Annotated in this window: 12 protein-coding genes; 1 reads left to right on the top strand and 11 read right to left on the bottom strand. The window is 70.6% G+C overall.

Features of this window, described 5'->3' with window-relative positions:
* Nucleotides 1-87: 87 nt before the first annotated feature.
* The 10 genes from adhP to ASG23_RS20065 all read right to left on the bottom strand — a co-directional run bounded on the left by adhP (nt 88) and on the right by ASG23_RS20065 (nt 9605).
* Entirely contained in the window at nt 88-1107 is a 1020-nt protein-coding gene (gene adhP / locus ASG23_RS18070; protein WP_056027862.1) for an alcohol dehydrogenase AdhP, read from the bottom strand.
* Nucleotides 1108-1277: 170 nt separating this feature from the next.
* A complete protein-coding gene (locus ASG23_RS18065; RefSeq protein WP_056027860.1) occupies nt 1278-1559 on the bottom strand; it encodes a dsRBD fold-containing protein in 282 nt (93 codons plus the stop codon).
* Between the two features lie 142 nt (nt 1560-1701).
* Nucleotides 1702-2367 carry a Type 1 glutamine amidotransferase-like domain-containing protein gene (locus ASG23_RS18060; protein ID WP_056027858.1) on the bottom strand — a complete coding sequence of 222 codons (666 nt, stop codon included), beginning with the start codon at nt 2365-2367 and terminating at the stop codon, nt 1702-1704.
* 320 nt (nt 2368-2687) lie between these two features.
* A complete protein-coding gene (locus ASG23_RS18055; protein ID WP_056028605.1) occupies nt 2688-4037 on the bottom strand; it encodes a permease prefix domain 1-containing protein in 1350 nt (449 codons plus the stop codon).
* Complete coding sequence (locus ASG23_RS18050; RefSeq protein ID WP_056027856.1) at nt 4037-4399, bottom strand: PadR family transcriptional regulator; 363 nt, start codon at nt 4397-4399, stop codon at nt 4037-4039. Before ASG23_RS18050 ends, ASG23_RS18055 begins: the two co-directional genes overlap by 1 nt.
* 91 nt (nt 4400-4490) lie before the next feature.
* On the bottom strand, nt 4491-5108 hold the full coding sequence (locus ASG23_RS18045) for a GNAT family N-acetyltransferase (RefSeq protein WP_056027854.1): 618 nt from the start codon (nt 5106-5108) through the stop codon (nt 4491-4493).
* A 417-nt stretch (nt 5109-5525) separates the two neighbouring features.
* Entirely contained in the window at nt 5526-5903 is a 378-nt protein-coding gene (locus ASG23_RS18040; RefSeq protein WP_157465737.1) for a hypothetical protein, read from the bottom strand.
* Nucleotides 5904-6210: 307 nt separating this feature from the next.
* A complete protein-coding gene (locus ASG23_RS18035; protein WP_235521286.1) occupies nt 6211-7830 on the bottom strand; it encodes a helix-turn-helix transcriptional regulator in 1620 nt (539 codons plus the stop codon).
* 51 nt (nt 7831-7881) lie between these two features.
* Complete coding sequence (locus ASG23_RS18030) at nt 7882-8976, bottom strand: flavin-containing monooxygenase (protein ID WP_056027848.1); 1095 nt, start codon at nt 8974-8976, stop codon at nt 7882-7884.
* Between the two features lie 68 nt (nt 8977-9044).
* Entirely contained in the window at nt 9045-9605 is a 561-nt protein-coding gene (locus ASG23_RS20065; RefSeq protein ID WP_157465736.1) for a VOC family protein, read from the bottom strand.
* A gap of 207 nt (nt 9606-9812) precedes the next feature.
* On the opposite strand from ASG23_RS20065, the gene ASG23_RS18025 reads away from it, so the two are divergent.
* Nucleotides 9813-11942, top strand: coding sequence for a SpoIIE family protein phosphatase (locus ASG23_RS18025; protein WP_056027846.1), 2130 nt, complete (start codon nt 9813-9815; stop codon nt 11940-11942).
* A gap of 146 nt (nt 11943-12088) precedes the next feature.
* On the opposite strand, the gene ASG23_RS18020 is transcribed toward ASG23_RS18025, so the two are convergent.
* Complete coding sequence (locus tag ASG23_RS18020; RefSeq protein WP_056027844.1) at nt 12089-12817, bottom strand: DUF72 domain-containing protein; 729 nt, start codon at nt 12815-12817, stop codon at nt 12089-12091.
* Nucleotides 12818-12997 lie beyond the last annotated feature (180 nt).

Here is a 12997-nt window from a genome sequence, read left to right as displayed (position 1 = left end):
GATCCCGACCGTGGAGCCGAACCGTGACGCCTCATCGACGCCCGAGTCCGGTGGTCGTGCTCTCACCACGACCGCCGGAGAGCGACGTCAGGCCCGCATGTCCAGGACGACACGTCCGTCGATCTCGCCGCGCTGCATCTCGGCGAAGACCGCGTTGATGTCCTCGAGCGGGCGGATCGAGCAGGTCGGGGAGATCAGACCGCGGGCAAAGAAGTCGAGTGCCTCGGTCATGTCCTTGCGAGTTCCGACGATCGACCCACGCACGGTCAGTCCGAGCAGCACCGTGGTGAAGATGTCGAGCGGGAACTGCTCGGGAGGAAGCCCGACCAGCACGACGGTGCCGCCTCGGCGCAGCGCGCCGACGGCCTGCGGGAACGCGTGGCCGTTCACCGCTGTCACGAGTGCGCCGTGCACCCCACCGGTGAGCTCCTGCACGCGTGCCGCGGGGTCCGCCTCGACGGCGGCGTTCACGACGACCTCTGCTCCGTGCTTGGTGGCGAGCGCCAGCTTCGCGTCGTCGATGTCGATGGCGGCCACGCGGCGTCCCATGGCGACGGCGTACTGCACCGCGAGATGTCCGAGTCCGCCGATGCCGGAGATGAGAACCCACTCGCCCGGCTTGGTGTCGGTCATCTTCAGGCCCTTGTAGACGGTCACTCCCGCGCACAGGACGGGTGCCGCCGCGGCGGGTTCGACGCCGTCCGGGATCACGGCGCAGTAGCGCGAGTCGACGACCATGTACTGCCCGAAGGACCCGTCGACCGAGTACCCGCTGTTGCGCTGGTCAGGGCACAGCGTCTCCCGACCGGTCTCGCAGTACTCGCACTCGCCGCACGCGGACCACAGCCACGCGTTGCCCACGACGTCGCCGACCGCGACCCGGGTGACGGCGTCGCCGATCTCGACGACGTGCCCGACTCCCTCATGACCGGGGATGAACGGCGGCGTCGGCTTGACCGGCCAGTCTCCTCGAGCGGCGTGCAGGTCCGTGTGGCACACCCCGGAGTAGTCGACCCGCACGAGTGCCTCATGCCTGCCGATCGCGGGGACTGCAACCTCCGCGACGTCGAGCTCTGTGTCGAACGACCGGACGACGCCAGCCATCATCGTTCCCATGGTGCACGCTCCTTGAGACGGGTCCCCGCTGCGCTGCGGGGGTCTCCACTTTTCCGCTGCGATAGAGGTGCGACAAGGGTCGGAGGTCCCGGCCAACCCCGGGCGTCAGTCCCGGACGTCACCGTGCCGGCCCGGCGGTGCTACCCGCGCCGAGACCCAGCTCAGTGCGTGATCCGCACGTCGCCGTGCTCGATCGCGGAGATGTCGTCGGAGGTCGCCCGCAGCAGGCGGTCCGCGAGGTCGCGCAGCGCTCGGGCAGCTGCGAGCTCGTCGCCGATCTCGGGGACGTCGGCATCCTGGGGTGCCCGCCGGGCGCGCCCGTAGCCGTCGAGGCGGGTGCCGGCCGAGGTGGTGAGGACGGCGTGCGCTGTGGTCACATCGCCATCGGCCCGCAGGTCGTCCGCATCGAAGATGTGGATCGCGACTTTCCAGCTGTGCGTCATCGCACTGCTCCTTCCACCCAGCCGGGTCGCCCCGCCTGTGGGCGATGCGTCCTCACCATCCAGCCTCCGTCGGGGGCAGGTGCCGGGATAGGGCAATACGTCCCGGAGCCGGGGTGGCGTCGAGGGCCAGTGGCGTACGGAGTCAGTCGGACCCGAACTTGAGCCATTGCCCTTCGGAGATCACGTCGACCGAGCCATCGACCACCTGGATGGCCGTCTGCTCGTCGATCGCGTAAGCCGTGCCGTCGATGTCACTGGCCCATCGCTCTGCGTGAGCAGGGGTGTTGGTCGGGAACATGTTCAGGTGCGGGAAGATCGAGAAGTCGACAACTCCGAGCGCGCGGTCGTCCGGCGCATCCGGCCACTCGATGAAGTACGTCCCGATCCGGGGGGTCATCACCATGCTCCCGGCACTGACGCCCACCCAGACCTTGTCGGGCATCGACGGCAGCCGGTCGGCGAGCCCCGACTCTCGCATCCAGTGGCACAGGTAGGTCGCGTCGCCACCGTCGACCAGGAGCACGTCGGCTTCCTGAACCCAAGGGACCCATCGGTCCGGGCCGACGGTCGGCAGGGTGGTGAGCTCGAGGACGCCGAGCGACGCCCAGCCGAGGCCGGAGAAGTGCTCCCAGCCGGGCGCGGCGGCGATGAAGCCTCGCACTGATGCCGGACCGCACATCGGGTGCCCCCACTGAGCCGTCGGTACGCACAGGGCGTGACACTCGCTGATCGGCTTGCCGAGGAGCTGGAGGAGGGAGGCGTGGATGCTGGCGTTGGTGATGCCGCCCGAGGTGAGCAGGAGCTTCATCGTTCCTCCAGATCCGCCGGGACGTCGATCAGATCATCCGAGCCGGTTCACTCTGACGGATCATCGTCGGAGCCACCGCTCGACCACAAGCACGGCTCGGTCGCCCTTCAGCGACTCAGGCGAGCGAGAGGAAGAGCTTCTCGAGCTTCTGCACGTCGAGCGTGCCGGTCTCGCCGTCCTGCTCGGCCTGCAGGGCTCGGGCCAGGCGGCGCCGCCGCCGTCCTGGCTTCTCGCGGTTCGCTGGAGGCCAGGGCGCGGATCGACCACAACGTCCTGGATCCCCGTCTCGGCCAGCTCCCCTCGGTCCCGCTCCAGCCGCGTCAGGCGAAGTCGAACAGCGGCGGGAACACGATCACGACGACCGCGGCCCAGGCGGCGTAGACCGGCAGGTACCGCGTCTGCCAGCGTTCGAGCTCCGAGAACGTGCCGTGTCCACGCAGGAACCGGGCGCTGTGCCACGCCGAGACCCCGAGGTGCACGAGCAGCAGCAGGTTGAGACCGAGCGCGGCGATCTTGTTGGGGCTCGTGCCGAACTGCGCGATCCGCGTCAGCATCGCGGTCAGCATCACGGCGTCGACCGCGAGGGCTGCCCCCACCAGGACGAGCTGGAGCCAGTCGGCGAGCGCGGGCGGCGCGAGCGGGTCGCGGGCCGAGATCGAGTACAGGAGCAGCGCCAGGACCAGCACGAGGATCGCGTCCATCAGGATGAGCAGCTCGCGGTCCACCTCGACGAGGCCCCCGGACGCGGTCAGCGCGACGAGGACGGCCACGAGCATGACGATGGTCAGCGGCGTGAAGATCCGGGTCAGCACCGGCGCGATGTTCTCGACGACGTCCTGCTTGGCCTCGACGAGCCAGGCGGCGACGACGAGGGCGCCCGGGACGGCGAACGGCAGCACCCAGCCGGCTATCACCGGCTCGGGGTCGACGCCCACGATCTGCAGCACCCCGGCGGTGAGGCCGACGAGGACCCCGCCACCCAGTGCGAGCAGCGTGTAGTAGATCGCGAGCTCGCCCGTGAACCGCACGAAGTCCATGCGTCGGGCGTCGGAGCGCCACGAGCCGGCGACGTACGCGAGCCCCACCAGCAGCCACAGGACGACGGGTGCGTGCAGCACCGCCAGCACCTCGGTCGACCCCCCGGGGGCGAACGGGTACACGTTGAGGGCGACGGCGAGCACGACGAACGGCACCGCGATCGCCACCACGGTCCGCAGGCCGGCCTGGCGCTTCCACCCGAGGTACGCGGCGAGGAACGGCATCACGAGCAGGCCGATGTTGCGCGCGAGCGCGAGCTCGTCGTCGATCAAGGCGAACCCGGCCCGCACCGTGAGGCCCGCACCGACCGCGAGCGCGAGCACGACCGCGAGCTCGCGCCACCGGGGTGCCGGCGAGCCGGGGGAGTCGTCGGGGACGAGCGCGAGCTGCTTCCACAGCCGGTCCGAGTGCTCCCGGGCGTACTCGCGGGAGACGGCGTCCAGGTTGCCGAGGCGCTTGATCGCGACGAGGAACGCCTCGTCGTCGTCGAGCCCTGTCGCGCGGAGGTCGGTCACCTGGCCGCGCAGGTGGTCCTCGAGCTCGTCGACGTCGGCCGACGAGATGACCTGCCGTCGGTGCACATAGCCGCGCCACCTGTCGATCTGGGCCTCGAGCTCGTCGTCGTGCGCCATCACGCCCACCCCTCCACGACAGTGGCGGGCCGCGGCGCCGACTCCCAGACCTGCCGGAGCGCGTCCGCGACCACGCTCCACTGCGCCTGCCGCTCGGCGAGCGCCGCCCGGCCGGTCGGGGTGATCGAGTAGTGCTTGCGGCGGCGCCCCGACTCGGACGTGCCCCAGGACGCCGAGACGTGGCCGAGCCGTTCGAGCCGGTGCAGGAGCGGGTAGAGCATGCCGTCCGTCCACTGCATGCGCCCGCCGGAGAGCTCGCCGACGCGTTTGAGGATGGCGTACCCGTAGAGGTCGCCGTCCGCGAGGATCCCGAGCACGAGCGGTGTCGCCGACGCGGCGACCAGGTCCTTGTCGATGCGCACGGCGTCTCCTCTACCTTGATCTGCTAGGTATCAACCCTAGCGGCTCTAGGTATCGCGGAGCGCACGGTCCAAGCACCAATCGGCGCGGGGGTCAGGAGGGCGCGAGCTCGTCGGCCGGGACCTGGGTGGTCATCACGCAGTTGCCCTTGCCCTTGGGGCGTTGGTAGGTGAAGCCGAGCTGTTCGTACATGGTCCGCGTGGCGTTGTAGAGGAATGACGCGGACGTCTTCTTGCCGGGCGGCAGGTCGTGCGGATACGACTCGACCAGGCCGCCTCCTGCGGCGGAGATCAGTGCGAGGGCACCGCGGACCGCGACCGACGCCATCCCCTTGCGTCGGTAGTGGCGGTCCACGAACAGGCAGGTGATCCGGAAGTCCGGCCTGCGCGGGACACCTTGTTCCCCCTCCTTGCGGTGGTGGATGTTCTGCAGCTCATCGACCGTCCCGTACTGGGCCCAGGCCACCGCGACGTCACCGTCGAACACCAGTGCCGCGTGTGCGCGACCGGCCTCGACGAGCTGTCGCTTGAACTCCCGGTGGCCGAGTGCTCGGCGCTCCTCTGTGGGGTCGGGGTAGAGGTGGAAGTAGGTGCACCAGCAGCCGCCCCAGACGCCGTTGTGTCGTTCGGCCAGGTCCGCGAAGGCGTCCCAGGTCTGAGGGCTGAGCGGTTCGATCCGAAAACCATCGACAGTGAGTTCCCGATCGCTCATCTCGCGACGATAACCGCGAGGATCCGGCGCAACAATCCTCTCGGCTTCGGGAACGTGACGTCGGTCAGGAGACCCGGAGTGAGCCGCGACCGCCTCCGAACGAGCCACTCGGTGTTCAGACAGTGACGGCGCTCCGGTGCTGGCTGTAGTAGCGGGCTGCGTGGCTCCACCGCCGCGTCCACAGCGGGACGAGCACAAGCGGGGTGCTCAGCCAGCGAGTCCAGGCACTCCACGGGTTGGAGTGGCGTGCAAAGACCATGTGTGTGGGACCGGCGAAACGGTCGGACATGTCAGCATCCTTCCTCCCGGCGCTCGCAGATCTGATCATCGCGGCAGGCGCGAGTACCGCACAGGGCAGGAGGTATCCGCGAGGTGATCCTCGGGCGACGTCGCTGCGACCGTCCCAGGCGCGTCGGGTCAGGACACGAGCTCGGACGGACGGTTGTGGTGCGGGGACACCACGGGCGGGCGCATCGAAGGAGGGCCGTCTCCCGTCTGGCGCCGGGAGGTCAGCGACTCGGGGTGCCGATGTGCCTTCCGCAGGACAACGATGGTCAGCACGGCGAGCGGTGCGTTGACCAACCCTGGAGCACCGACCCACAGGGACTGGGTGGACATGGCGTACGCGCCCCAGATCACGGCGTTGAGAAGCAGCAGGACCTGCGAGGTCACGGAAACCCCACGGAGGCGGTCCGGGTCGCCCCGGCTCTGCCACACCACCAAGGCCTGGGGCCACCAGAGCACCAGCGAGACGGCCGAGCCCGCGAATCCGGCGAGCTCGGCGAACGCGATCACGGCGGCCCCCCGCGTGGCCCCGAGAGCATGCGCGCGCCGCACCGGAGGGCAGGTTCGAGCTCCGTGGCACAGTTGGCGCGGACCCACGCGGTCGCGGAGGTCTGCGGCACGGCCCTCGTCGATGACTCCACCGGATCCTCCCGACGCATCTTCCTTGCTCCACGGTCGTGGAGCGGCGCGGCCTGTCGCATCGGGAGATTCATGCAAGCTGTCGGCGAGGCCATGGGTCATCTGTCGGACCGTCGCGGGCGCGATTCGGTCTGGTGACCTGACCTGACCTGATCTGACCTGGCCGGACGGCAGCGAGTCAGAGGAGCCCGTTCTCGAACGCGAACGCCGCGGCCGCTGTCCGGGAGGCGACGCCCAGCTTCGTGAAGATGTTCGACAGGTGCCGTGCGACCGTCTTCTCGCTCAGCACGAGCGCGGCAGCAATGTCTGCGTTGCTGCGGCCGCTGGCCACCAGCCGGAGCACCTCGACCTCGCGTTCCGTCAGTCCGGCGGGCCGACTCGACTGCACGAGCCGGAGCACGTCGCGTTCCGCCGGAGCCGCGCCGAGACCCTGGAACATGCGGCGCGCCTGGCCGAGCTCGGCGACAGCCGAGTCACCGTCGCCCAGGTCCTGCAGGGCACGTCCGAGGAGCACCTGGCATCGCGCGGCGTCGTACGGGGCCTCGAGCGACCGCCACAGGGAGATCGCGCTGCGAGCCTCCAGAGCGGCCGCGGCCGCATCTCCTGCGCTGAGCAGGCAGGCCGCCCGCGCCTGGTGAGCGGCGGCCGACAGCGCCGCGCACCTGAACGACTCGGCGATCCCTGCCAGCTCGTCGGCGATGGCCTGCGCCTCCTCGACCTCGCCGCTGGCGAGCAGCACCTCGACCGACCCGGCGAGCAGCTGGGAGCGGTGGACCGGGTCCCGCGGCTCGGCCAGCAGGCGGTGGACGGCGTTGGTCGCGGCCCCGGTGCGGCCCCGCGCGAGCCACAGCAGCGCCAGCCCTGGCTGGGACTCGTAGCCGAAGCCGGTGGCCCGTTCGTAGTCCGATTCGGCCGCGTCCAGGTCGCCGCAGATGCGATGCAGGTTGCCGGCCTCGGCCAGGGCCAGTCCCGCAGCCCACGGGGTCCCGGAATCGAGGTACCTCCGCACGGCGCGGTCGAACTCCTCGAGCGCCGCCCGGAAGGCGCCACGGATCCCCATGATCTGCCCACGGTGGATCGCGCACTGTCCGGTGAAGGGGACCAGGCCGGGTTGCTCGTCGATCCACCTGGTGAGGGCGGCGGTCCACTCCGCGGCGCGCGCGTAGTCGAAGACCTCCTGGCACGCCTCGATGAGCGAGCAGTACACGTGGCCCGCGACGATGGGGGAGACCTCGCCCATCGAGACGCCGATCATCGCCTCGTCGAGCAGCGACATGCCCTCCGGCACGTGGCCCGCGTACATCAGCGTCCGGCCCTGCGCATTGAGCCCCTGGGCGAGCAGGTCGGCGTCGCCGAACCTCCGCCCGTACTCCGTGATCTGGGCCGCCAGCTTCGACGCCGGCTCGAACTCGCCCGCGTAGATGTGGCGCATCATCTCAGGAACCAGGACGTACCCCCGCTCCACGACGTCGCCGCGGACCTGCTCGAGCAGCCGCCGGCAGCGCCCGACCCAGCCGGCCCCGACGGCGGACTCGCCGCTCCCCAGAAGCACCATGGACAGCCAGAATCCGGCTCGGACCGCGGACACCGTCTCGCCGGCGTCGATGTGCGCCTTGTAGGCACGTTGCAGGGCTTGGACGCAGTCGTTCTGCCGGCCCAGAAGGTAGGCAGCGACGGCCAGCCGAGAGAAGTCCTGTGCGCCGAGGGCGGAGTCGTCGGCGTCGGAGAGGGCGTCGTACGCCGCCACCCACTCGCGGCGCTCGTAAGCGTCCCGTGCTCGCTCCAGATCGTCGACCATTCCCACGGCGCACCACCCTCCCTTGATGCTAGGACGTGCGCGTGGGACCCGTCAGGCAGCTGCCAGTTCTTCGACCCTTCCCGCGATCCGGCGCGCGACGTGCTCCGCGTCGCGCCCCACGCCCACCAGCACCATGGAGCTGAAGGCGTACTGGAAGGCGAGTCCGCAGAAGAACAGCCCGGGAGCCTTCTCGACGACGCCGCGGTACTCCTCGGGCCACCCGTCCGGACCGAAGACCGGCACCGTGATCCAGTCGAAGTCCTGCTGGAAGCCGGTGCACCAGATCACCGTCGAGGCGGGGATCACCCGGCCGTCGTCCAGCACCGGCCTCCCGCCCTCGACGCCGGCGACCCGCACGGTGATGCGTTCGACGCCTCGCCTCGCGAGATCCTCCCGCTTGACCCGGGTCATCGGTCCGCCGTGGTGCCGGACCTCGTCGAGCGCCTTGCGTCCCATGGGCGTGCGCCGGGTGAGCACGTGCTGCCAGGCGAGGACGACCGCGGGGAAGCCGATCCGCAGCGCCTTCCGGTCCCACCGGAAGGGGATCTGCCCGGGGTCCCGCCCGACCAGCGTGGTGGGCAGGTGCTCGGCCACCTCGTAGGCGACGTCGCACCCCGAGTGCGAGGCGCCCACGACGAGCACCGGACCCGCGGAGATCTGCGACGGACGCTGGTACTCGCACGAGTGCAGCTGCTGGATGGACGGATCGAGATCGGCGGCGAAGGCCGGGATGTACGGCGTCCGCCCGAAGGTGCCGGTGGCCACGACGACGTTGTCGCAGGTGATCGTGTCCTCGCCGAGCACGGCGCGGTAGCCACCCGCGGCCCTCTCCTCGAGCCGCTCGACGCGGGTGCTCGTCCGCACCGGGAGGTCGTGGTGGATCGCGTACTTCTCCAGGTAGTCCGCGACCTCGTCCTTGCCGGGGAACGACCAGGGCGCCGCCGGCCAGCTCAGCCCGGGGAGCGCGTCGTACTTCGCCGGGCTGTAGAGCCTCAGCGTGTCCCAGTGCCGGCGCCAGCCGTCGCCGACGCGTTGGTCGCCGTCGACGATCAGCAACGGGCGGCCGAGCTGCTGCAGGTGGTAGCCGGTGGCGAGGCCGGCTTGGCCGGCACCGATCACGAGGGTCTCGATGTGCTGGGTGGTCATGACACGCTCCTGTCGTCGCTGGACGGCAGCACGTTAGGAGCGCGGGACGGGGCGCCGCGTCGGCACGATCACCCATCTTCTCGGTTCCGGGATGGGAAGAACGGGCCAGCAGGGTCGGTGCGAGGCAGTGCTACCGGACCGCGACCGTCATCGGCCAGAGTGGTCGGCGACCACCGATTCATCTTGGCAGTGAATTCTGCATCTCGGAGCGGCTCCGGTCGTCGGGCGGTGAGGACGATCTGTAGGCCCTGCGGGCTCGTCAATGTGAGGTCGCGGGTGTTCCAGGGCGTGTCCTCTGGGCCGAGGACGGTGGTCGCTCCGACCGTACGTGCACGTGTTGCCAAGTCGTCCAGCTCTTCGTAGGTGGCCGCTATCGACAGTTGGATGCCTGGGCCGATGGTTGCGTCCGTATCGCTGCGCCGCAGGAGGATGTCTTGATATCTCCACCGGCGCAGGTGAATGAGTGTGGGGTCGTCGCCGGGCGGCATTGCGAACAACTCGATGAAATCGAGTGCTCCCACGAACCAACGGGCGGCGTCTCGCACGTCGGGGACGTCGAGGGAGACGAATGCGGGCATTCCGTAGATGTCTCGAGTGATGCCTTCGATAAGGGCAGGTGAGTTCGTCATAGGCTTCAGCCTGCACGTTGACGCGGCGTCAAGGTAAAGAGCGGCGACGGGCCCACGCCCGGCGAGCTCGTGGAGGATCCAGCGGCGGTCGAGCCGACCGACTGAACGACCCGGCCGTCACGCCCGACGCTCACCCGCTGTCGCGGGGTCGTGTCCACGGGCCGAGCACGTATCGTGCTGACCTACAGCACCCTGAGAGGCGGGCCGATGACGGACGTCGACGCTGGAGACCTGGCTCCCCTCGCGCCCGCGGATCCCGAGGCGGCACTGGCCGAGCTAGCGGCGCGGTACGACGCGGACCGCATGCGCTGGCAGCTCGCCGTCAGCGCCGGGGGGGTCGGGAGCTTCGACTGGGACCTCGTTTCCGGCCGGCTCGACTGGGACGACCAGCTGCTCGAGATCTTCGGCATCGCACGGGACGCCTTCGGGTCCACGATCGAGGCGTTCAACGCCGCGCTCGACCCCGACGACCTGCCGCGGGTGAGCGACGCGCTCCAGGCCGCGATCGCCACGTGCACGCAGTACGTCGCCGAGTACCGCGTGATCCGGGGCGACGGCTCCGTGCGGTGGGTCAAGGCGCGGGGCATGGCGCTGGCCGGTCCGGACGGGACGGCCGTCCGGCTCATGGGGGCCGCGTACGACACCACGGCCGAGCGGGATGCCGAGGCGCGGGTCGACCGCATCCTCGAGACGATGCCCGACGCCTTCTTCCTGCTCGACGAGGAGTGGCGGTTCACCTACGTCAACGCCGCCGCCGAGCACCTGCTCGGCAGCACGCGGGACGCGCTGCTGTCCGTCGTCGTCTGGGACGCGTACCCGCAGTGGCTCGGCACAGACGTCGAGCGCGAGTGCCGCGAGGCCGTCGCGGCCGTGGCGCCGCGCCTCTTCGAGGCATTCGTCGCCGAGCCGGTCGACCGTTGGTGCGAGGTGCGGGCATGGCCGGGCCCTGACGGCCTGTCGGTCTATCTCGACGACATCTCGGAGCGTCGTCGCGCGCAGGACGAGGTGCGAACGGCCCGCGCCGCTGCGGAGGACTCCTCGCGGCGGCTGCGCCTGCTCGCCCAGGTGAGTGACGACCTGAGCTCGACGCTCGAGACGGAGGAGGCGGTCCGCCGCCTGGCGACCCACCTCGTCCCGACGTTCGGCACGTGGTGCCTCGTGACCATGTCCGAGGACCACCGCCAGCTGCGCGACATCGCCGCCTGGCACACCGACCCCGCTATGCGCGACACGGTGAACACGTACGCGGCCCTGCGCATCGACGCGCTCTTGCCGGACGCGTACCTGTTCCGCACGATGCGCACGGGCGAGACGATCGTCATCCACAACGCGACCGAGTCGATCAGCGGCGTGCTGTCCGGCCGCGCCCGCGACGTGCTGCGCGAGCTCGCGCCGAGCACCGCGTACGCAATCCCGATGCGCGCGCGCGAACGGACGGTCGGCGCCATCACCGTGTTCCTCGACGAGGGGCAGCCCGGGCTGACGCCGCACGACGTCGCACTCCTGGTGCAGCTGGCGGACCGGGCGGGCATGGCCCTGGACAACGCGCGGCTCTTCGGGCGTCAGCGCGAGATCGCGGTCGCGCTGCAGCGCTCGCTGCTCGCGTCGCCGACGCCGTCGGAGGACCTGCACGTCGTCGTGCGCTACGTCGCGACGGCGGAGGCGGCGCAGGTGGGCGGCGACTGGTACGACGCGTTCACGCAGCCGTCGGGTGAGACGGTCGTCGTCATCGGGGACGTGATGGGGCACGACACGCCCGCGGCCGCCGCGATGAGCCAGCTACGCACCCTGCTGCGCGGCATCGCGCACACAGGCGGCGGGACGCCCGCGCAGGTGCTCACGTCGCTCGAGGACGCCGTCCGCGCGCTTGGCATCGACACGATGGCGACAGCCGTCGTCCTCCGGCTCGAGGAGGCCGACGACCGGGTCGACGACGCCACGACGCTGCGCTGGACGAATGCCGGCCACCTGCCGCCGCTGCTCATCGCGCCCGACGGCACGGTGACGGAGCTCGCCGCCCCCGCGGAGCTCCTGCTGGGCCTGCACCCCGGGACGCCGCGCACCGACCACGTCGTGCGTGTGCCCCGCGGCTCGACGGTGCTGCTCTACACGGACGGCCTCGTCGAGCGCCGGGGCGAGCACCTGCGCGTCGGGCTGGACCGGCTCGTCGCCCAGGTCGTCGAGCTCACGCGTGACGACGGGGCGGGCCGCGCCGGGCGCGACCTGGACGGCCTCGTCGACGAGCTGCTGCGGCGGCTGGTCCCCGAGAGCGAGGCAGACGACGACGTCGCGGTCCTTGCCGTATACCTCGAGCCCGGCGCCGAGGTGGTGACGTGAGATTGCGAGCTGTCGCCCTTTCTTGACGGTCATCAGCACCTCGTCGTCGTCCGCCGAGCCTGAGGACGATGAGGTCCCGGCAAGGGGACTGGCTCGTCGGTCTGCGCGTGTAACGCGCCGGGCGTCAGAGGCGGCGTCCGGTGCGCTCAGGTGCCCAGGATCCGGCGGAGGGCACGTGCGTTGTGCACGGCGTGGCCGCCGCCGTCGTTGTTGAAGTAGATGAGGACGTCGCGGCCGTCGTCGGCCCACTCCCGGATTCGGTCGGCCCACCAGCGCAGGTCGTCCTCGGAGTAGGAGCCGGCGTACAGGTGGTCGTGGTCTGGGCCGTGCATGCGGATGTACACGAACGGTGCGGTCGCCCGCAGGACGCAGGGCAGGTTCGCGCCGCTGATCACGCAGGACGCGGCACCGTGCCGTTCGAGCAGCGCGAAGACGTCGTCGGTCTGCCAGGACGGGTGGCGCAGCTCGACGGCGACCCGGATCCAGTCGGGCAACGACCCCAGGAACCAGTCGAGACGCGCGTCGTCGCGCTCCTGGTCCGGGCGCAGCTGTACCAGGAGCACCTCGCGACGATCGCCGAGCGCGTGCCACGACCCGGCGATCCGCGCGGACCAGGTCTCAGGGCCGTACAGACGCTTGGCGTGGGTGAGCCCGCGGGGCGCCTTCACCGACATGCCGAACCCGTCGGGAAGCCGGCGTCGCCACGACGTGAACGTCGACTCGCGCGGCCAGCGGTAGAAGCTCGCGTTGAGCTCGACGGTGTCGAACTCCTGCACGTACCGCGCGAGCCGGTCGTTCGGCGGCGTGCCGTGCGGATAGAGAACGTCGTCCCAGTGGTCGTAGGACCAGCCCGAGGTCCCGATCCGAATACTCACGGCCGGGCCGGCGACGCGGCGAGGGACTTGTGGACGTCGGCGATGAGGGCGGGGACCTCCTGTGCAGCCGGCATCCAGGCATCGTGGTGCCCACCCGATCGACGCGCATGTCGAGCGAGCAACCAGGGGGGACTACCAGGCGTGACCCAGCAACTGTCGAGGTTCGCGCCACCTGGTCGT

The organism is Cellulomonas sp. Leaf395 (genome assembly GCF_001424125.1).
GTDB lineage: Bacteria > Actinomycetota > Actinomycetes > Actinomycetales > Cellulomonadaceae > Cellulomonas.
Note: the sequence above shows the minus strand (reverse complement) of the source record. Positions and strands in the feature narration are given on the sequence as shown.

Excerpts from the sequence above, each read along its gene's own strand:
- ASG23_RS18065 (WP_056027860.1), bottom strand. The coding sequence starts at position 1,559 with ATGACGCACAGCTGGAAAGTCGCGATCCACATCTTCGATGCGGACGAC.
- ASG23_RS18055 (WP_056028605.1), bottom strand. The coding sequence starts at position 4,037 with ATGGCGCACGACGACGAGCTCGAGGCCCAGATCGACAGGTGGCGCGGC.
- ASG23_RS18025 (WP_056027846.1), top strand. The coding sequence starts at position 9,813 with ATGACGGACGTCGACGCTGGAGACCTGGCTCCCCTCGCGCCCGCGGAT.
- ASG23_RS18045 (WP_056027854.1), bottom strand. The coding sequence starts at position 5,108 with ATGAGCGATCGGGAACTCACTGTCGATGGTTTTCGGATCGAACCGCTC.
- adhP (WP_056027862.1), bottom strand. The coding sequence starts at position 1,107 with ATGATGGCTGGCGTCGTCCGGTCGTTCGACACAGAGCTCGACGTCGCG.
- ASG23_RS18035 (WP_235521286.1), bottom strand. The coding sequence starts at position 7,830 with ATGGTCGACGATCTGGAGCGAGCACGGGACGCTTACGAGCGCCGCGAG.
- ASG23_RS20065 (WP_157465736.1), bottom strand. The coding sequence starts at position 9,605 with ATGACGAACTCACCTGCCCTTATCGAAGGCATCACTCGAGACATCTAC.
- ASG23_RS18060 (WP_056027858.1), bottom strand. The coding sequence starts at position 2,367 with ATGAAGCTCCTGCTCACCTCGGGCGGCATCACCAACGCCAGCATCCAC.
- ASG23_RS18030 (WP_056027848.1), bottom strand. The coding sequence starts at position 8,976 with ATGACCACCCAGCACATCGAGACCCTCGTGATCGGTGCCGGCCAAGCC.